The organism is Pseudomonas sp. SWI36, assembly GCF_002948105.1.
Lineage (GTDB): Bacteria > Pseudomonadota > Gammaproteobacteria > Pseudomonadales > Pseudomonadaceae > Aquipseudomonas > Aquipseudomonas alloputida.
The window spans coordinates 4550226-4569071 of record NZ_CP026675.1; the positions used below are offsets into that span (position 1 = coordinate 4550226).

Sequence of the window (18846 nt, forward strand, 5' to 3'; positions counted from 1 at the left end):
ATGGTAGCGATGCCTCAGGTAGCAGTGTTTCGGGGTAGGGTGAAGTGGAAGCTGGCGCCCTGGTCGACCTGGCCAGTGGCCCAGACTCGACCGTCGTGGCGCTCGATGATGCGGCGTACACTCGCCAGGCCAATGCCGGTGCCTTCGAAATCTTCCATGCGGTGCAGGCGCTGGAAGACGCCGAACAGCTTGTTGGCGTAGGCCATGTCGAAGCCCACGCCATTGTCGCGGATGCAGACCTCGGTTTCTTCAGGGTGCTGTACGGCACTGATGCCGATGCGAGCAGGATTGCGGCCGCGAGTGTACTTGATGGCATTGGCTATCAGGTTGTGCAAGGCCATGTTGATGAATGCCGGGTCGCCGATCACCTTGGGCAGTGGGGCGATGTCCCAAACGATTGCGCGGCCTTCGTAATCGGGGGCCAGCTCGCTGCGAATGGCCTCGACCAGGGCGTTGAGGTCGACGTCGGACAGGCGCAAGGCCGAGCGGCCCATCTGCGAGAAGTTGAGCAGGTTGTCGACCAGGCTGCCGGCAAAGTGCGCCGCTTCACCGATATGCTGGAGGAAGCGCTTGCCGCGTTCGCTCAGGCCCTGGCCTTCGATTTCGCCAAGCAGTTCGGTATAGCCGGCGATGTGCCGCAGCGGTGCGCGCAGGTCGTGGGAAACACTGTAGGAAAACGCTTCGAGCTCCTTGTTGGAACGGCGCAATTCGCCAGCCAGTTGTGCCAGCTCTTCCGCCTTGCGCAGGACAATGCCCAGCACAGCGCTGCGCAGCTCCATCACGCCCTCGATCACCAGTGGGTCCCACGCCTGACAATAGCCGCGCAGTTCTTCCTGCCAGCGTTCAAAACTGTGCCGTGGGTCGAGGTTGCCCTGTGGCCCGACCTGCTTGGTCGGCTGCCCGGCCCAGTTGACCGTGCGTATCTGCTCGGGGCGGAACCACAGCAGGTAGTGCGAGTGGATCTGCGAGATGGCCACTGCCAGCACCCCGCCAGCATGGTTTGCCAGCTCGGGCAGCTCAGTGATGTCGCGGCGCAGGTTGTCGCTATGGAACACGCTGTCTTCGTCACGTTGGCCTAGCCAGTGCACCAGCGCCGTCACCTGGGCCTCAGGCGGGGTCTGGCCGATCAGGTCACAGCGCTCGGCCGAGATCACTGCCGCGCCCTGGGCGTCGGCGAAGGCCAGCAGCACGTGGGGCAGGTCGCGCAAGCCGTCACTGACGCTGTCGTGGTCGGCCATGGACGAGATCATGCGTACGATGTGCTGGCGCAGCGCCAACAGCTTGCGCGTGCTGGCATGGGACTCGCGGGACTCTATCTGCAACGACAGCACGCTGGCCAACAGCTCGCAGGCCGTGCGGGTGCGCAGGTCCACCGGGCGTGGCTGCTGATGGTGGCAGGAAATCAGCCCCCACAGCTCGCCGTCGACCACGATCGACAATGACATCGAGGCCAGCGTGCCCATGTTGCGCATGTACTGCAGGTGCACGGGTGACACGCTGCGCAGTACAGCGAAACTCATGTCCAGCGCCTTGCCTGTGCGCGGGTTGGTTGCGGGCAGCAGTGGCGAGGGCTGATAGTTGGCATCTTCGATTACGCGGATTCGGTTGACCCGGTACAGCTCGCGCGCCTGGCGCGGGATGTCTGCAGCCGGGAAGCACAGGCCTGCGTAGCTGGGGTAGCCCGGGTCGGCCACCTCGGCCAGCACCTGGCCATTGCCTTCGGCATCGAACCGGTAGGCCTTGACCCGCCCAAAGCCGGTGATGCGCTTGAGCTGCAGCACCGCTTGTTGCAGCAGGTCTTCGATACTGCCGGCCAGTTGCAGACTGGCGACAAAGCTGCGCACCAACGGGTAGTAGTCGCCTTGCCCGACCAGGTCTGCTGGCAGGCGGGGCGGTTCGAACTCGGCAATCAGTACCTGATCGTGGCAATGGACCAGCATGTGCAGCAGGGCACTGATGGGTGCGCCCTGGCGCAAGCGCACGTCGCCAATGTGGAAGGGGAAGACTTCATCTTCGGGAAGCCGTGTGAGGTGCGCGTGCAGGTCAAAGCCCTCGTGAACCAGGTCGGCGAAGTGGCAACCGATCAGTTCGCGGGCTGGCAAGCCCAACCAGTGCTCGACATTTTCACTGGCCTGCAGCACGCACAGGTCGGTGGCATCCAGCACCAGCAGAAAGCCGTGAGGCTGGATGCTGCCCGGAACCTGGATCGGTTCTTGGGCACAGCGCTCCATGGCGTCTGCCAGTGAGTTGTCTGCAGTCATGATTGAAAAAGCTCCTGTCATGTCCGTCCGTGTACGGCACAGGTGTCTGGCGCGGGACGAATACGATTCACCCTAACAGAATCCCGGCGAATTTACCGGCTCCTGGCCATTGGAGGCACGGGGTGGCCACGGGTTCTGTGCGGTACAGGCTTTTTTTGATGCCACGGTATCGCTTTGTCGCTAATACAAAAAAATGGCTTTATGCCACATCGGCTGCGCCGCCTCACTGCTACGCTCAGTTCAAGACGTTTCGATAAGGATAACAAGGTGACGGAGCGCATGCTGGCCGCGCTGTTCGGCCTGTTGTTCAGCGGCAGTACCGTGGCTGCGGATTTTCTCGTGGAGGTGCGGGTACTGGTGCAGCGTGGCTGCATGCTGGTCAACCAGACCCGCGATGCGGGAGCCCAGGCCCTGGGGCGGATTGACCTGGGTGCTACGGCGCGCCTGGATGGCCCTGGCGCGCCCTTGAGTGGTGTGCTGCTGAGCCAGCGTCCGCCGCGCCTGGAGTGCAACCCGGATACGCCTTATCAGGTGCGCGTCGATGGTGGCCTGCATGGTGGCATCGGCGAACTGCGCTACCTGGCCAGCGACGATCTCCTGGCGCGGCCCATTCCTTACCGCTTGTACCGTGACGCTGCCTGGCGTGAGCCGCTGGCAGTGGGGGTAGCCCAATCGGCGCGTGTACCGGGCAGCGGTTCGGTGGAATTGCCGCTGTATGCACGTATCGACAAACTGGCCTGGGTGCCGGATGCAGGGGTTTATGCCGATCTGCTGAAAGTCACCGTCACCTGGTAAGGACGCCACCATGCACAAGGACGCCATGCCATGAGCCGCACTTCGATCCTGTTGCTCACCCTCGGCCCGCTGCTGGTCCCCGGCGGTGCGGTGCATGGCAGCACCACCGGTTTCATCCAGGCGCGGCTGGTGATCAGCGCGTCTTGCCAGATCAGCAGCAACGAGACGCAACCGGCCGTGCTGGGTGACCCAGGCGTACTGGACTTTGGCGAGCGCGGTCCGAACTGGGACCAGCCGTTGCGCAGCCAGGTGGACGAAGTGGGCGGTCAGGGTAGCCTGCAGATCAGTTGCACGCCTGAGGTTCGGGCCTTCAACGTGCGTATCAATGGTGGCCTCAATGGCGACGATGGCATTCGCCGCCTGAGCAACGGCCGTGAACTGATTCCATACCAGCTGGCGGTTGACCCAGGCGGCAGCAGCCGCTACGGCGTCGGCCAGGCACGGGCCTTCACTATCAGCAGCAGCCAGCAAGTACCGATTCCCATCTACGGTGTGGTAGTGGCGCAACCGCGTGCGCTGCCGGCCGGGCTTTACCGCGACACCCTCAGAGTGACCCTGGACTGGTAACCACGCAAGGAGACTCCGATGCGAACGAACCTTTCATATTGCGTCCTCGCAGGCCTGGGCCTGGCGTTGGCTTCCCAGGCCCAGGCGGCCACGGTGACGGGGAGTATCAGCTCGACCCTGACGCTGACTGCGGCGTGCCAGGTCAATGGCACATCGGGCACGTCGGGGCTTAACTTCGGAGCCCTGGACTTCGGTACCCAGGATGCCTTGTTCGTTACCGCCGATGCCCAGGTGCTGGGAGGCGGGGGAGGCGCCATGAGCATCCTGTGCTCGGCAGGTACGGTGCCTGTGATCAAAGTGCGTGCCGGCCTGCATGACGGCCAGTCGAGCGGCGGCTCCCGTGCGCTCGCCGATGGTTCTGGCAACTTTGTGCCGTATGACCTCTATACCGACGCTGGGCGTACGGCGTTGCTGGCGGTCGACGACACCATCACCCTGCCGACCAGTACCGGCGCCGCTCAGACGGTCAACCTTTACGGCAAGGCCGTCGGCAAGGCAGGCCTGCCCGCAGGGGTCTACAGCGACACGATCTCGGTCGAGCTGTCGTTCTGACCCATGCGCGGCTGGCTGGCAGGGGGCCTGACTGGCGTCAGCATGTTGTTGGCCGCCCCATTGGGGGCAGTGACCACCAGTACCTTCACGGTGACGGCGCAGGTTGTCGCCGGGTGCCTGGTGGTGGGGGGTGTCACCAGCTACGGCACGCTCGATTATGGCTCGCAGTCGGCGCTGTCCACGGGCCTGCTCAGCACATCGCTGGGTGGTTCTACCGTGACGTTCCAGTGCACGCCGGGCGTGGCCATGAGCATGAGCCTGGACGGCGGGCAAAACAGTGCCAGTGGCACACGCAACCTGAAGCGCACCAGTGGCACGCAAGTGCTGGCCTACCAGTTGTACCGGGACGCCGCCTATAGCCAGGCCTTGGGGATCGGCCAGAGCGTGGCGGTGAGCTATTCCGACCCGACGGCGATCAAGCTACCGGTGTACGGGCGGGTTCAGCTGACCGGCACGCAGCCGGCAGGGATCTACACCGATGTGGTGCAAGTGACGGTGACCTGGTAACGGCCAGCGCCACCCATGACAAGTGTCTAAGGAGAGCTGCATGCGGGCAGGCGCGAAGTGGACGCGTGGATTGACTGGATTATTGTCGCTGGCAAGCCTGCCGGCCTGGGCGGCCACTTCGGTGCTGATCTGGCCGATCGACCCGGTGCTGGAGGCCGACCAGAAGGCAGGTGCGTTGTGGCTGGAAAACCGTGGCACTGCGCCGGCAAACCTGCAGGTGCGAGTATTCGCCTGGCGCCAGGGTGATTACCAGGAGCAGTTCCAGGCGCAGCGCGAGATTATCGGCAGCCCGCCGGTCGCCAACATTGCACCCGGGCAGAAGCAACTGATCCGCCTGACCCGTACCGGCCCTTCACCGGCCGGCCAGGAGCAGGCCTACCGCATCATCATCGACGAGATTCCTCCCGCCATCCCGGTCGACAAGGCCGAGCCCGGCGCGACGGCGGCCATTCGTTTGCAGATGCGCTATTCGGTGCCGCTGTTCGTCTACGGCGAAGGGCTGTGGGGCAAGGCCGACCCTGAAGGCAGACGCAATGCCGAGGGCGTGGGCAAGCCGCAGCTCAGTTGGCGCCCGGTGACGGTGCAGGGCAAGCCCTACATTGAACTGCGTAACACGGGCCCGGTACATGCGCGGCTGACCGATGTGGTCGTGCAGCAAGGTAGCCAGAGCAAGCCACTGGCTGAAGGCCTGCTGGGTTATGTGCTGCCGGGGGCAAGCATGCGCTGGCCGGCTCCCGTGGCGTCCGGCAACGGCAGCGTGCTCATGGGCAGGGTCAACGGTCAGCGCTCGGCGGACGCGATCCGCCAAGGCCAATGAGCCAACGACTGAATGAAGTGCAGGGGCCAGGGAGGACCCGGCAATGGTTGGAAACCGTGTGTGAAATGGCTCTCGGCGACGACGTGCCGCTGGTGCCTGGGGCTGGCCATGGTCAGCCCCGCGCTGGTACTGGCCGACGACTTGCCCCCACCGCCCACGGAGATGTCCGCCATCGCCGAGGCCACCCTTTACCTCGACCTGGTGGTGAACCAGATGCCCAGGGTTGACCTGATACCGGTGCAGCAGCGGGCCGGGCGGTTTTACCTGGACAGCGACGTATTGCGTGCAGCCGGCGTCTCGCTGCCGGGCAACCCTCAGGGGGAGGTGGCCCTGGACAGCATCGCGGGGCTGCACACCGACTACGACAGTCAGAACCAGCGCCTGCTGCTGCAGGTTCCGCCAGCCTGGTTGCCAGAACAGCAAGTGGGTGATCGCAACCTTTACCCGGCCAGCGATGCGCGCAGCAGTTTCGGCGCCTTGTTCAACTACGACCTGTATCTCAACGACACCGATGAAGGCGGTACCTACCTGGCCGCCTGGAACGAGCTGCGCCTGTTCGACAGCTGGGGTACCTTTTCCAGTACCGGGCAGTGGCGTCAGTCTTTCAATGGCGCACAGGTGGACGATACCCGCCGTGGCTTCATGCGTTACGACACCACCTGGCGCTTCACCGACGAGCAGCGCCTGCTGACCTACGAAGCCGGTGACTTCGTGACGGGCGCCTTGCCCTGGAGCAGTTCGGTGCGGGTGGGCGGAGTGCAGCTGTCACGCGACTTCGCGGCGCGTCCGGATCTTGTCACTTACCCGTTGCCTGCGTTCGCCGGCGAAGCGGCGGTGCCGACGTCGCTCGACCTGTTCATCAACGGTTTCAAGTCCAGCACCACCGAACTGCAGCCAGGCCCGTACACCCTCACCAACGTGCCGTTCATCAACGGTGCCGGGGAGGCGGTGGTGGTCACCACTGATGCCCTTGGCCGGCAGGTGTCGACCACCTTGCCGTTCTACGTCACCAGCAGCCTGCTGCAGAAGGGCCTGTCGGACTACTCGGTGGCCGCCGGCAGCCTGCGCCGTGATTACGGTGTACGCGATTTCAGCTATGGGCCGGGTATCGCCTCGGGCAGCCTGCGCTATGGGCTCAGTGACATCTTCACCCTGGAAACCCACGCCGAAACGGCGGAGTCGCTGATGCTGGGTGGGTTGGGCGGCAACATGCGCGTGGGCAACTTCGGCGTGCTCAACGCTGCCTTGGCGCAAAGCCGGTTCGAGGGCGACAAGGGCCACCAGGTCGCCCTTGGCTACCAATACAACAGCCAGCGCATCGGCTTCGGTTACCAACGCCTGCAACGCCATGGCGATTATGCCGACCTGAGCCGGGTGGGCTCCCCGGACATGCAACTGAGCAAAAGCAGCGAACAGGTCACCCTCAGTGTCAACCTGAACGAGTACGGCAGCATTGGCGCTGGCTACTTCGATGTGCGCGCCGGTGACGGTACGCGTACCCGGTTGATCAACCTGAGCTACAGCAAGCCGCTGTGGGGCAGCAGCAGTGTGTACCTGTCGGCCAACCGTGAAGTGGGTGACAGCCAGTGGGCGGTGCAGGCGCAGCTGGTGATCCCGTTCGACCTGCACGGCACCCTGGCGCTGAGCATGGAACGCAGCAATGAAGGCGAGACCCTGCAACGGGTCAACTACAGCCGTGCGGTGCCAGCCGGTGTCGGCGTCGGTTACAACCTGGGCTATGCCGCAGGCAGCGACCGTGATGCCTATCGCCAGGCCGACGTCACCTGGCGCCTGCAATCGGTGCAATTGCAGGCCGGTGTGTATGGCAGCAGCGGCGAGATGACCCGCTGGGCCGACGCCAGTGGTTCGCTGGTGTGGATGGATGCCGGCGTGTTCGCCGCCAACCGTATCGATGATGCCTTCGTGGTGGTCAGCACCGCAGGTTACGCCGATGTACCGGTGCGTTATGAAAACCAGGAAATCGGCCGTACCGATGCCAAGGGGCACTTGCTGGTGCCTTACAGCAGCGGTTACTACCGGGGCAAGTACGAGATCGATCCCATGAACCTGCCACCGGATGTCCTCGCGCCGGACGTTGAGCAGCGTGTGGCGGTACGACGGGGCAGTGGCTACTTGCTGGAGTTCCCCCTCAAGCGCGTCATGGCGGCCAGTGTCGAATTGGTGGATGGCAATCAGCAGGTGCTCAAACTGGGTAGCCGTGTTACCCACGCAGAGAGTGGCACCCAGGCGGTGGTGGGGTGGGACGGGTTGGTGTATCTGGAGAACCTGTCGTCGCATAACCGCCTTCAGGTGGCGCTTGAAGGGGGTGGGCATTGCGAAGTGGCGTTCGACCTGCCCGAAGCGCAAGGCTCGATCCCTTTGATCGGTCCGTTGGTGTGCCGATGAATGCCTGGCGGCGGGGCCTGGTGGCGAGCGTGCTGCTGTTGCCGAGCAGTACGGCCTGGGCGCTTTGCTCGTCGGTGGCCACCTTGCCGGCAGCGTTTGGCAGCCTTAATTCAACGCAGGTTCGCAACACGGTACAGACGGCTTCCAGCCTCAACTCGGGGTTGCAGTGCACCGGTTCGCTACTGACCTTGCTTAGCAGCGGTGATCATTTCTACGCCACGATCACGCCCGCCTCGGGTGGGCTGGTCGGCCCGACAGGCGATGTCATTCCCTACACGCTGTATGCCGACAACACCACCCGCTACCCGATTACCCGGGGTGTGGCCTACGACTTCGCCCGCAACGGTATCCTCGACTTGCTGGGGCTGCTCGGCGGTACCACGCCCAAGGCGGTGCCGATCTACATGCGCACCCAGATTGGCAGCAATGTCGCGGCCGGGTTGTATCAAGAGGCCCTGACCGTGGCCTGGAGCTGGGATTATTGCTCGGGGATTGGCGCGTTGGGGATATGCCTTGGGCGCGACATCGGCTCGGGTAGCCAGCTCTTGAACGTGAGCCTGACGGTGACCAACGATTGCCAGATCACCACGCCTGACATCAGCTTCGCCAGTGCGCCGGTGGTGGCGGGGTTCGGCACGGTGAGCCAGGGCATAAACGTGTCATGCACCAAGGGCAGCAGCTACACGGTAGGGCTGGGTGACGGGCAGAACGTGTCCGGTGGGCGGCGGCGGATGAAGTCTTCGGCCAACAACTACCTGGCCTATGACATTTTCAAAAGTGCCGGTACCGTGCGCTGGGGGGCGTCAGGGGCTGCCAGGCGTTCCAGTACGGATGCCGACATCAACCCCGGCGTAGGTACCGGCACGGGTAGCCAGGTGTTCAACTACAACGCCAAGGTCTATACCGATCAGGCGACACCGCCGGCTGCGACCTATACCGACAGTGTGATACTGGATGTGCAGTTCTGAACGGCGATCAATACCCCCGAAGCAGCCGCCGCGTGTCGCGACGGGCTGCTCCTGCAGGGGCTGCGCAAGGCGAGGTTCAGCGCAAATCGCCTACCATCCTGGCCAAGGTCTCCAGCACCGCCCCGGCCAGTGCCTTGGAGCGCGCCCCCGACCACCCGGTGATTGCATCGGGCGCATCGTCATGGTCCTTGAACGGCATTTCCAGCGTCAGTGACAGGCAGTCATGGGCCATGCCCACCGCATTGCAGGCCAGCGTCGTATTCGCCTGTCCGGGTTCGTCACGGGTATAGCCATGCACTGTCTGGAAGTCGCGGGTCAGGCTGCACAAGGTGCTACGGAACTGCTCTTCGAGTTTGGCCAGCCGAGGGGTGTAACCCGGGTTGCCCTCGCATGCGGCCGTGAACACGTGGGGGATCTCTTCGTCACCGTGCACGTCGATGAAGGCATCCACACCGTACTGCTTCATCTGCGCTTGTGCAAAGAACACTTCCGGGCTGAATTCGACGCTGGCGTCCTGCCAGGCGCGGTTGAGGTCCTTGCCCTTGAAGTTGGTGCGCAGGTGGCCGAGGAAGGCGCCGTCGGGGTTCATGTTGGGGATCAGGTAAAGGTCGGCCTTGGCCAGCAATTGCTGGACCACCGTATCGTTGGCCTGCAGGCGGTCGATCACGCCTTCCATGAACCATTCGGCCATGTGCTCGCCCGGATGCTGCTGGGCAATCAGCCACAGCTTGCGCTTGCCTTCGGCACCGTCGCCTGCCCGCAGCAGTGGGATATCGCGGCCCTGGACACTGCGGCCGCTGGCCAGCAACTCGACCCCCGGGAGTTGGCAGGCACGTTCGATCAGCTGGTTGTGGCGGGCACGCGGGTAGGGCTCGAAGTAGGCGAACCAGATCTGGTCCTGTTCAGCCTTCACCTCGAACGATAGCGCCGTACCGTCGAACTGGCTTGGCACACGGAACCAGCGCTGCTGGTCGTAGCTGGCCACAGCGTTGTAGCCGCTCCACGCATTCTTGTACGAGGAGCCAGAAGCGTTGTCCAGGCTGAAGCGATGGACCTGCCCCGGTGTGAGCCCGCTGACCTTGAAGTGGAACCACTGGTAGTGGCCGCTGTGGGTGTCCGGGCGAATGGCCAGGTGTACCTGGGCCGGGTTGCTGGCATCCAGTACCTGTATGTTGCCGGAGTCGAAATCGCAGTCGATCTGCAGGGGGGACAGCGTCACGGTCATGTGCCGGGCTCCTTTGCGGGCATTGTTGTAGGGGTACTGTATACGGCTTGGCGGGGATGCTGTGCAAGAACAGGCAGGGCGAGCCCTCAGCGGACAGCCCGTATGCGGGGGGCCAGTGCCGGCAAATGCGTGGACTTCAGGTTATCTGAAGAACTGACTGGGCGTGGTACCGAACTGGCGCTTGAACATGCTGGCGAAGGCACTTGGGCTGTCATAGCCCAAGGCCCCCGCCACATCGATGATTCGCTCGCCCAGGGCAATCCGCTCCAGTGCCTGCATCAGCCGCGCCTGCTGGCGCCACTGGCCGAAGGTCATGCCGGTTTCCTTGCGGAACAACCGCTGGATGGTCTTTTCGTCCACCCCCAGGCGCAGGCCCCAGTCGGCAACGGTGGCATTATCGTCGGGCCGTTCATGCAATGCCGTGCAGATCACCCGCAGGCGCTGGTCGCTGGGCTGCGACAGTTTCAGCGGCAAGGTCGGCAGTACGCAGATTTCGTCGAGGATGAGGCGCATGACCCGGGCTTCGCGCGAGTCCTCGGCAAACGGTGCGGTGAACCCCACCGAGGCCTTGATCAGTTCGCTGAGCAAGGGCGAGATGCTGATGGCCTTGCTCTGCAGGGGCAGGCCGGTTGCCGCGTCGCTGCGCACGAACACACTGCGCATCTTCACGTCGCCGACACAGCGAATGGCATGCACCTGCCCGCAAGGCATCCACACACCGCGGCTGGGTGGCACCGTCCAGCATTCGTTTCCGGACTCGACGATCATCAGGCCTTTGATGGCATAGATCAGTTGATGCTTGGTATGGCTATGGGGCTCGATGAACCAGTCGCTTGGGTAGTCTGTCGCACGGCTACCCACTTCCCAGGTCCACTCATCGACCTCCACCAGCAATTCACGCTGCGGCTTTACCATCGTGACCTCGTATCGAAGCAGCCTGGCAGCGCCACTTTAGCAGCAACGGCCAGGGCGGGCCTGCGAGCGGGTGGCCGGTAGGAAGGCGGTGGCCAACCCGAGCAGCGGCAGGAACGCGATGGCCTGGTACACCCACTCGATGCCATGCCGGTCGGCCAGTGCGCCCAGGCCGGCTGCACCCAGGCCGCTGATGCCGAACATCAGCCCGAACATCACCCCTGAAACCATGCCGACCCGGCCCGGCACCGCCTCCTGGGCATACACCACCAGGGCAGCGAATGCCGAGGACATCACCAGGCCGATGGCCACCGCCAGCACGGCTGTCCAGGCAAGGCTGGCATGGGGCAGGGCCAGGGCGAAGGGCGCCACGCCAAGGAACGAGACCCAGATCACGGCCTTGCGCCCGATGCGATCACCCACCGGGCCACCGGCAAAGGTGCCCAGCGCAACGGCTGCGAGGAACACGAACAGGTACAGCTGGCTGTGCTGCACACTCAGGCCGAAATGCTCGATCAGGTAGAAGGTGAAGAAGTTGGTGAACGAAGCGATGTAGACGAACTTGGCGAACATCAGCACGGCGATCACCGCCACAGCGCGCCACATGGCACCCCGCGACAGGCCGGGGGCCTGTTGGCCAGCGAAGGTCTTGAGCCGGGCCTGGCCGTGGCGCACGCTCCAGCCCGTCACCCGCAGCAGCACCAGAACAGCCAGCGCAGCGGCCAGCATGAACCAGGCAATGGCCGGTTGGCCGTGCGGAATGATGATGGCAGCAGTGAGCAGCGGGCCGAGGGCCGAGCCGGTATTGCCGCCGACCTGGAAGGTGGATTGCGCGGTCCCGAAGCGCCCGCCGGAGGCCATTCTGGCCACCCGCGAGGCCTCTGGGTGGAAGGTGGCCGAACCCACGCCGACCACGGCGGCGGCCACCAGCAGCATTTCATAGCTGCCGGCAAAGGCGAGCAGGGCGATGCCCACCAGCGTCACCAACATGCCGGCAGGCAGCAGGTAGGGTTGTGGGTGCTTGTCGGTGAACATGCCGACCCAGGGTTGCAGCAGGGAAGCGGTCACCTGATAGACCAAGGCGATCCAGCCGATCTGGGCGAAGCTCAGCGCGAAATCGCTTTTCAGCATGGGGTAGATCGACGGCAGTACGGCTTGAATCAGGTCATTGAGCAGGTGGGCGAATGCAGCAGCACCGACGATGCGCACGACAAAGCCCTGAGGCTGGTCGGCAGGCGTGGCGGCGGCTACGGAGGCGGCGGAGGTTGTCATGGGCAAGGTTCTTCTATGGCAAGGGAGCAAGGCGTTGCCGCAGCAGGTTATCCAGTGCCGAGGTTGCCTGTCTCACGCCGAACAGGCAGCCAATGTCGCGTTTCGGGCATCCGTGCCCACAGCCTGACAGGAGAACGGAGGCGCTCCTGCAGGTGATTGCCTTCAGGCCATATCGGCTGCGGTCTTGCCGGCGACCTTGTTGCGCCCGCCCAGCCATACCAGCAACAGCCCCGCAGCCGCCAGCACACCTCCGGCCATTGGCACGGCGGCGTAGCCCAGGTTCAGGCTGATAACCGCACCACCCAGCGCCGCGCCCACGGCGTTACCCAGGTTGAACGCACCCACGTTGATCGACGATGCCAGGCCTGGCGCCTCGATGGCGGCAGTCATTACGCGCATTTGCAGCGGCGGTACCACGGCGAAGGTGAACATGCCCCAGACCAGCAGGGCGATGGCAGCGCCGATGTGGCTACCCAGTACCAGGGGCATCGCCAGCATGATCAGCGCCAGCATGGCGAGGAAGATCTTCGCCGCGCCATCCAGTGACCAGTCGGCCAGGCGGCCACCCAGGCTGTTGCCAAGGGTGAAGCCAACCCCGATCAGTACCAGTCCCAAGGTTACGAAGCCGTCCGAGGCCCCGGTCAGTTCGGCCAGCACCGGCGCCACGTAGGTGTACAAGGTGAACATGGCGCCGGCACCGAGCACGGTGGTGGCCATTGCCAGCAGCACGCTGGGGCGGGCAATGACCGCCAGTTCCTTGCGCACATGTGGCACGCTGCCGCGTTCACCCTTGGGCAGGGCGTACCACAGTGCGGCCATGGCCAGCAGGCCGAGTACGGCGGTACCGGCAAATGCCATGCGCCAGCCAATCTGCTGGCCGATCCAGGTGGCGGCCGGCACGCCGCCGATGTTGGCGATGGTCAGGCCCATGAACATGGTGGCCACGGCGCTGGCCTGTTTCTCCTTGGGCACCACGCTGGCTGCCACCACGGCTCCCAGGCCGAAGAACGCACCATGGTTGAGGCTGGTGACCAGTCGCGAGGCGAGCAGGGTGTAGTAGTCCGGCGACAGTGACGACAGCAGGTTGCCAAGGGTGAAGATGGCCATCAGCGCCATCAGCGCAGCGCGCTTCCCAAAGCGGCTGAACAGCAGGGTCATGATCGGCGCGCCGACCATCACGCCAATGGCATAGGCGGTGATCAGCATGCCGGCGCTGGGGATGCTTACCTCCACGCCTTGGGCGATGACCGGTAGCAGCCCCATCGGGGTGAACTCGGTAGTACCGATGCCAAAGGCGCCAATGGCCAACGCGAAAAGCACGCGGCCGGGTCTCATTGTTTGAGCAGTCATCGGTGTCAGTCCCAGGTTGGGGCCAGGCCGTCAGGGCTGACCTCGCGGCCATTGCGCTCCAGCTTGGCGATGCGTGCCATGTCGTCGCTGTCCAGCTTCAGGCCACGGGCAAGCAGGTTGCTGGCCAGGTTTTCACGCTTGGTCGACGACGGGATCACGGCATAGCCCAGTTGCAGGGCCCAGGCCAGGGCAACCTGGGCGACGGTAGCCTTGTGCTTGGCGGCGATCTGGGCCAGTACCGGGTCTTTCAGCACTTTGCCGTAGGCCAGGGTCATGTACGAGGTCACGGTGATCCCTTGTTCCTTGAGGAACGCGGTCAGCTTGCTGTTCTGCAGATAGGGGCTGAGCTCGATCTGGTTGGTGGCGATTTCCCCTTTGCCGACCACGGCAATGGCTTGCCTGGTCAGCTCGATGTTGAAGTTGGAAACGCCGATCTGGCGAGCCAGGCCTTGCTGCTTGGCGTCGGCCAGGGCCTTCATGTACTCGGGCAGTTCTACGCCGTTGCCCGGCGCTGGCCAGTGGATCAGCAGCAGGTCGACGTAGTCGGTGCGCAGTTTCTGCAAGCTGTCACGCAGGCTGGGGATCAGCTTGTCGGCGGCGTAATTGTCGACCCAGATCTTGGTGGTGATGAACAGCTCGCTGCGCGGCACGCCGCTTTCGGCGATGGCCTGGCCGACTTCGGCTTCGTTCTTGTAGATCTGTGCGGTATCGATGACACGGTAGCCGACTGCCAGGGCAGACTTGACCGAGTCGATGACGGTTTGGCCGGTGAGGCGGAAGGTGCCAAGGCCGAAGGAAGGAACGCTCATGGGGTTGCTCCTGAATAGGGGGAGGATCATGTGGTGCCCAGTGTGCAGGTTTGAACGGCAGCGAATAAGCCGCTACGGCGCCAAAGTCATTTGACCTGTAGGCACAAATACATTTTCAAGCTGTGCATTCACTACATAAATAGGGCCAGAGGGGATTGGAACCTTGTTCAGCTAGCGCTTTTTATCAAGCGTTGAGGCTGCCCATGACCCCTTCAGTAATACCCGCCGACTCCATCGATGCGCTGATTGCCCGTCAGTTGCCAGGCTGGCTCAAGCGCGCGTCTGCCCAAGAGCTGACAGGGCTGCGCGCCGCTGCTTTGCGCCAACAGCGGGCGCAGGACCAAGTAGACGCCTGGTTAGGGGCCATAACCCCCTTGGATGAGTTCGCCGAGTCGTTGCTCAAAAGAGCACTTGAGGCCCATTCGATCAGGCAGGTAGACCTGCGCCAGGCTCAGCTCAAGCTGGTGACCCTGCAGCCAAAACCGTCGATATCACCTGCCTTGCCAAGCACTTCGACACGCATCGTCAGCACCCAGACGCTGCTCTCGGCGGCACTGCACAACTTCCACGAAAAGGAAATGCAGCCTGGCTGGTTCGCGACCGGGTCGCAGTTGGTCACTGCCAGCGGGCACCTGCTGCCGCTAAGTGCGCAAGCCTTTGTCCGCCTTTGCAGAGACCTTGATATCGGCGGGCGTTATCAAAGCCATTTGCAATCGAAGCTTGAAGGCGAGGGGGTGGCCGTCGAGAGCACCCTGGAGGAGGCGTTGAGCGCCAACCTGGCGCTTGCTGCAATCGCCGCAAGGATCAAGGGTGAAATCGATGAGCAGACCTGTCAGTGGATCAACCAGGTTGTGGGCACCGCGTCTTTCCTGCCAGCCGCCAACACCATGTTGAAGTGTCACACCCTGCGGCTGTTGGGCAAGGAGGTCATTGGTGCACTGGTGATCGAAGTGCGTCAGAACGCCCGCCTGCTTGGTGTTATCGCGTGGTTGCCTGAGGACCCGTATGCCCCGGTGAGTTGGCACACCAGCTGGGAGCTGCTGTACATGACGCTTGGCATACGCTTGCGTAATGAGGCCTATCGGCGGTACTTCCAGCGCTTCGTCGCAGAGCGTGATCGCGTCACCTTCTGCGCGGCCCTGAACGCACTGCTCAGCCACGGTAATACTGTTCTTCCGCTTGAGCTGGATGGCCGCTGTTTTGCGATCGAGGGCGACGTGTTCGTCGCGCTGCGCCAAGCCCGGATCGAAAAAATGCTGGATGACGCGAGGGTATTGGCGGTTTCGACAGAGGATGAAGATGTCGCCGACCGCCGCGCACGTTTGCAGGGCTATCTGGATTTGGGGTTGAGCGTGGCAGGCCTGGCAGCGCTGTTTGTGCCTGTGTTGGGGCAGGCCCTGCTGGGGCTTACGGTGGTGCAGCTGGCAGGTGAGGTGTACGAAGGCTACCAGGATTGGCAGTTGGGTGATCGCGACGCCGCGTTGGGCCACTTGTTCAACGTGGCCGACACGGTTGTGATGACGGCGGTGACGACGGCCGGGGCGACGGCACTTGGCAAGCTGGCCCAGCGAGTGGCGCAGGTGGATGCCTTGGTGCCGGTAAGCCTGGGCGATGGCCAGTTGCGGCTGTGTGATCCGTCCTTGTCGGGCTATCAGCGTGAGGGCGTCGATCTGATGGTAGGCCAGGCCGTGAATGAAACTGGCCGTTCGCTGAGGCGCCTGCACGATGCTGTCTATGAGGTGAGCGAGGGGGACGATGGCGCATGGCGTATTCATCACCCATCAAGGCCAGGGGCGTATTCACCGGCACTTGAGCACAATGGTGCCGGGGGATGGGTGCATGAGTTCGAGCAACCGCAGCGCTGGCATGACCCCGCCTACATGGTGCGCCGCCTTGCCAGCCGCACGGCGCAGGTGCCCGATGAGGCGGTATCTGTAGCGCTGCAGACCACCGGTTTCGAGGCTGACTGCCTGCGCCGTTTGCTGTTGGAAAATGCGCCCGCGCCGGCACGCTTGCTCGATGCCATCGAACGCCAGCAATTGCACCGTGATTTCCCGATGTTGCGGGGTGACGCTTTCGAGGAGGTCTTCAACGAGCGACAGATCAATCCGCAAGCAGCGGACCGCGTATTGATGCGGGACTTCCCAGGCCTATCCCACCGCTGCGCACGGGAAATCGTCGAGGGGGCCAGCAGCGTCGAGATGGAGAGCCTGACGGGTGCAGGCCGGGTACCCCTGGCGCTGGCGGAGCGTGCCCGCTGGGCAATACGCGACAGCCGGATAGACCGTGCCTGCGCAGGGTTGCGCCAGGCCGCCGCAGAAAATGACGATACCGGTAAGCTCGCGCTGGGCCTGATCGATGCCATCGCCCCTTGGTCGGCTGGGGTCAACGTTGAGCTGCCTGCCGCGGGCAGGGGTGGGTTGCTGCAGACGTTGAGACGGCAGCTGGACAGCCGCCAGCGACAGTTGCTTGGTATTAGCCAGATGACGGATGACGCACTGGGTGAGCGGCTTGGGCGTGAGGCGCTCGCTGACCGTGAAGCGGCGGCCCGAATGATTGGGCTGGCCCGTGTGGGGCAGGGGATTCGCCCTCCTGTACGGTTGTTCGATGGGCGGTTGGGCTACCCGCTCAGTGGCCACCTGACAGGGACTCGCCAGGCACTGCGGCGCACGTTGAACCACGTGTATCCGGTGATGAGCAGTGAGCAGCTGGAGGTCTACCTGCAAGACCTGGCTTGGCGGGGAGTGGACCCCTGGAACCATGTGAGCCAACTGTTACAGGCCAAGGTCAGCCTCAAGCAGGCATTGCAAGCCTGGCGAAACGACGCAGGACTGAACATTGTTCGCCGCCTGCGTCGTATCAAGGTTGCCAGGCGTATTACGGCAAGCTGGCAGCGCTTTACCCCAGGGGAGGTGGCGGGTGACTACCACCTGACCCTCATGGGTGAGCGGGTGGGTGACCTGCCAGCGTTGCCTGATAATGTGAGTTTCGACCACATCACGCACCTGACCCTGCGCGATATGCAGGTGACGAGCCTTGATGCGGGCTTTCTTGGTCGCTTCAGCAAGGTGCGTAACCTGGACTTGCGGAACAACCAGCTGACGCGCCTTCCCGCAGGTATCGAGCAACTGACCGAACTGAGGACCCTGCGCCTTGGCGGCAACCAGATCGTGCTTTCCAGCGAGGATAACCTGCGTTTGAGCCAGCTTGTGGAGCTGCGCCGCTTGGAGCTCAACGGTAACCCGGTCGGCTTGCTGCCACCCTTGGCGTCTTTCCCCCTGCTGCGCCGGCTGTCCTTGCGCAACACCGGGCTGGGCGATCTGCCCGCTGATCTGGCCAGGCACGGTAATCTGGAGTTGCTGGACATGCGTGACAACCAGATCCAGACGCTGCCTGAAGCGCTGTCTTTAGTGCCGCTTCGCTTGTTGCGGGGCCTGGAGCTGCACGACAATCCACTCTCGGACGAAACCTTGCAGCGCTTGCAGTTGGCCAGGGCGTCGGCCGGGGCCGTTGAGCGTCGACGTGCAGCTCATGCCACTTCGATCCCGAACGCTGCAGCCCCTTGGTTTTCAGGATTCACGCCAGCCCAGCGCGAGGTGCGATTGGCGAGCTGGAACCGCTTGAGCCAGGAAGCCGGGGCGCAGGATCTGTTCCGCTTTTTCTCTGATTTACGCGCCCTGCGTGAATACGACGCACAACCGCGCGACCTGCAGGCCCGGGTGTGGCATATCCTCGAGGCCTGCGAGCAGCACGCTGAAGTACGCGCGAGCCTGTTCGAGCAAGTTGCCCGGCCGCGCAGTTGCAGTGACGAGTTGCTGCTGACGCTCAGCGAGCTGGAGGTTGGCGCGCTGGTCGCCAAGGCCGGTACAGCCGGTACCGGGTTACAGAAGGAGCGGGCGCTGGTCAGGCTGGGGCGTTCGTTGTTCCGCCTGGACAAAGTCAACGCAATTGCCGCGCGGCATATTGCGGATTACTTTTCGAACGATCCCGTTGAGGTTTACCTGACCTATCGCGTCAGGCTGGCAGATAGTCTCGACCTTCCCGTGCAGCCCAGCCATCTTTCGTACGAGAGTTTCAGTGGGGTTGGCCGTGAAGACCTGGACGCCGCGCGCAGCGAGGTGCTGCGGCAGGAAACGCCACAAGCCTTGGCGCAGGCGCTGGCAGATCGAACCTTCTGGCAGGACTACCTGCAGGAGCAGCAGGCGGCGCGCTTCAGCCGCTTGGACGAGCCTTTTCAGCAGCGCCTGGATGCGTTGCTCGAGCAATCGAAAACGCTGAGTGATGGCGACTATTTTGCCCAGGTCGAGCATATCTGCGCAGCGCGTGAGGTCGCGAAACGGCAGCTTTTGCTTGAGTTGAGCCGTGAGGCAATCCAGCGCCACGGCCTGTGAACGAAACAGCCCGC

Annotated in this window: 14 protein-coding genes; 8 read left to right on the forward strand and 6 right to left on the reverse strand. The window is 63.6% G+C overall.

Features of this window, described 5'->3' with window-relative positions; all coding sequences use genetic code 11:
* Positions 1-14: 14 nt before the first annotated feature.
* On the reverse strand, positions 15-2261 hold the full coding sequence (locus tag C4Q27_RS21745) for an ATP-binding protein (RefSeq protein WP_020191521.1): 2247 nt from the start codon (positions 2259-2261) through the stop codon (positions 15-17).
* 267 nt (positions 2262-2528) lie between these two features.
* On the opposite strand from C4Q27_RS21745, the gene C4Q27_RS21750 reads away from it, so the two are divergent.
* From C4Q27_RS21750 to C4Q27_RS21780, 7 genes are all read left to right on the forward strand, one after another.
* Positions 2529-3056 carry a spore coat U domain-containing protein gene (locus C4Q27_RS21750; RefSeq protein WP_104887353.1) on the forward strand — a complete coding sequence of 176 codons (528 nt, stop codon included), beginning with the start codon at positions 2529-2531 and terminating at the stop codon, positions 3054-3056.
* A gap of 30 nt (positions 3057-3086) precedes the next feature.
* Positions 3087-3623, forward strand: coding sequence for a spore coat U domain-containing protein (locus C4Q27_RS21755; protein WP_064493411.1), 537 nt, complete (start codon positions 3087-3089; stop codon positions 3621-3623).
* A gap of 18 nt (positions 3624-3641) precedes the next feature.
* Positions 3642-4175 (forward strand): spore coat U domain-containing protein, encoded by a 534-nt coding sequence (locus tag C4Q27_RS21760; RefSeq protein ID WP_064493410.1) that lies wholly within the window; start codon positions 3642-3644, stop codon positions 4173-4175.
* 3 nt (positions 4176-4178) lie between these two features.
* Positions 4179-4682, forward strand: coding sequence for a spore coat U domain-containing protein (locus C4Q27_RS21765; RefSeq protein WP_104887354.1), 504 nt, complete (start codon positions 4179-4181; stop codon positions 4680-4682).
* A gap of 40 nt (positions 4683-4722) precedes the next feature.
* Positions 4723-5499 (forward strand): molecular chaperone, encoded by a 777-nt coding sequence (locus C4Q27_RS21770; protein ID WP_020192457.1) that lies wholly within the window; start codon positions 4723-4725, stop codon positions 5497-5499.
* A gap of 108 nt (positions 5500-5607) precedes the next feature.
* Positions 5608-7905 (forward strand): fimbria/pilus outer membrane usher protein, encoded by a 2298-nt coding sequence (locus tag C4Q27_RS21775; protein WP_104887355.1) that lies wholly within the window; start codon positions 5608-5610, stop codon positions 7903-7905.
* Positions 7902-8873, forward strand: a complete 972-nt coding sequence (locus C4Q27_RS21780; RefSeq protein ID WP_020192455.1) for a spore coat U domain-containing protein — start codon at positions 7902-7904, stop codon at positions 8871-8873. The genes C4Q27_RS21775 and C4Q27_RS21780 overlap by 4 nt, the downstream gene beginning before the upstream one ends.
* 76 nt (positions 8874-8949) lie before the next feature.
* Here C4Q27_RS21780 and C4Q27_RS21785 read toward each other — a convergent pair whose 3' ends face one another.
* From C4Q27_RS21785 to dkgB, 5 genes are all read right to left on the reverse strand, one after another.
* Positions 8950-10098 carry a M14-type cytosolic carboxypeptidase gene (locus tag C4Q27_RS21785; RefSeq protein ID WP_064493408.1) on the reverse strand — a complete coding sequence of 383 codons (1149 nt, stop codon included), beginning with the start codon at positions 10096-10098 and terminating at the stop codon, positions 8950-8952.
* Positions 10099-10239: 141 nt separating this feature from the next.
* Entirely contained in the window at positions 10240-11013 is a 774-nt protein-coding gene (locus tag C4Q27_RS21790; RefSeq protein ID WP_064493407.1) for a helix-turn-helix domain-containing protein, read from the reverse strand.
* 36 nt (positions 11014-11049) lie between these two features.
* Positions 11050-12282, reverse strand: coding sequence for an MFS transporter (locus tag C4Q27_RS21795; RefSeq protein WP_104887356.1), 1233 nt, complete (start codon positions 12280-12282; stop codon positions 11050-11052).
* Between the two features lie 162 nt (positions 12283-12444).
* Positions 12445-13617: an MFS transporter gene (locus C4Q27_RS21800; protein WP_104887357.1), complete on the reverse strand. Its 1173-nt coding sequence runs from the start codon at positions 13615-13617 to the stop codon at positions 12445-12447.
* Between the two features lie 20 nt (positions 13618-13637).
* A complete protein-coding gene (dkgB, locus tag C4Q27_RS21805; protein WP_064493404.1) occupies positions 13638-14441 on the reverse strand; it encodes a 2,5-didehydrogluconate reductase DkgB in 804 nt (267 codons plus the stop codon).
* A gap of 203 nt (positions 14442-14644) precedes the next feature.
* Between dkgB and C4Q27_RS21810 the strand changes: the two genes are divergently transcribed.
* On the forward strand, positions 14645-18832 hold the full coding sequence (locus C4Q27_RS21810; RefSeq protein WP_104887358.1) for an NEL-type E3 ubiquitin ligase domain-containing protein: 4188 nt from the start codon (positions 14645-14647) through the stop codon (positions 18830-18832).
* Positions 18833-18846: the final 14 nt, after the last annotated feature.

Bases quoted from the DNA above. Each gene is read 5' to 3' on its own strand.
- C4Q27_RS21745 (WP_020191521.1), bottom strand. From the start codon at position 2,261: ATGACTGCAGACAACTCACTGGCAGACGCCATGGAGCGCTGTGCCCAA.
- C4Q27_RS21755 (WP_064493411.1), top strand. From the start codon at position 3,087: ATGAGCCGCACTTCGATCCTGTTGCTCACCCTCGGCCCGCTGCTGGTC.
- C4Q27_RS21760 (WP_064493410.1), top strand. From the start codon at position 3,642: ATGCGAACGAACCTTTCATATTGCGTCCTCGCAGGCCTGGGCCTGGCG.
- C4Q27_RS21765 (WP_104887354.1), top strand. From the start codon at position 4,179: ATGCGCGGCTGGCTGGCAGGGGGCCTGACTGGCGTCAGCATGTTGTTG.
- C4Q27_RS21770 (WP_020192457.1), top strand. From the start codon at position 4,723: ATGCGGGCAGGCGCGAAGTGGACGCGTGGATTGACTGGATTATTGTCG.
- C4Q27_RS21775 (WP_104887355.1), top strand. From the start codon at position 5,608: ATGGTCAGCCCCGCGCTGGTACTGGCCGACGACTTGCCCCCACCGCCC.
- C4Q27_RS21780 (WP_020192455.1), top strand. From the start codon at position 7,902: ATGAATGCCTGGCGGCGGGGCCTGGTGGCGAGCGTGCTGCTGTTGCCG.
- C4Q27_RS21785 (WP_064493408.1), bottom strand. From the start codon at position 10,098: ATGACCGTGACGCTGTCCCCCCTGCAGATCGACTGCGATTTCGACTCC.
- C4Q27_RS21790 (WP_064493407.1), bottom strand. From the start codon at position 11,013: ATGGTAAAGCCGCAGCGTGAATTGCTGGTGGAGGTCGATGAGTGGACC.
- C4Q27_RS21795 (WP_104887356.1), bottom strand. From the start codon at position 12,282: ATGACAACCTCCGCCGCCTCCGTAGCCGCCGCCACGCCTGCCGACCAG.
- C4Q27_RS21800 (WP_104887357.1), bottom strand. From the start codon at position 13,617: ATGAGACCCGGCCGCGTGCTTTTCGCGTTGGCCATTGGCGCCTTTGGC.
- dkgB (WP_064493404.1), bottom strand. From the start codon at position 14,441: ATGAGCGTTCCTTCCTTCGGCCTTGGCACCTTCCGCCTCACCGGCCAA.
- C4Q27_RS21810 (WP_104887358.1), top strand. From the start codon at position 14,645: ATGACCCCTTCAGTAATACCCGCCGACTCCATCGATGCGCTGATTGCC.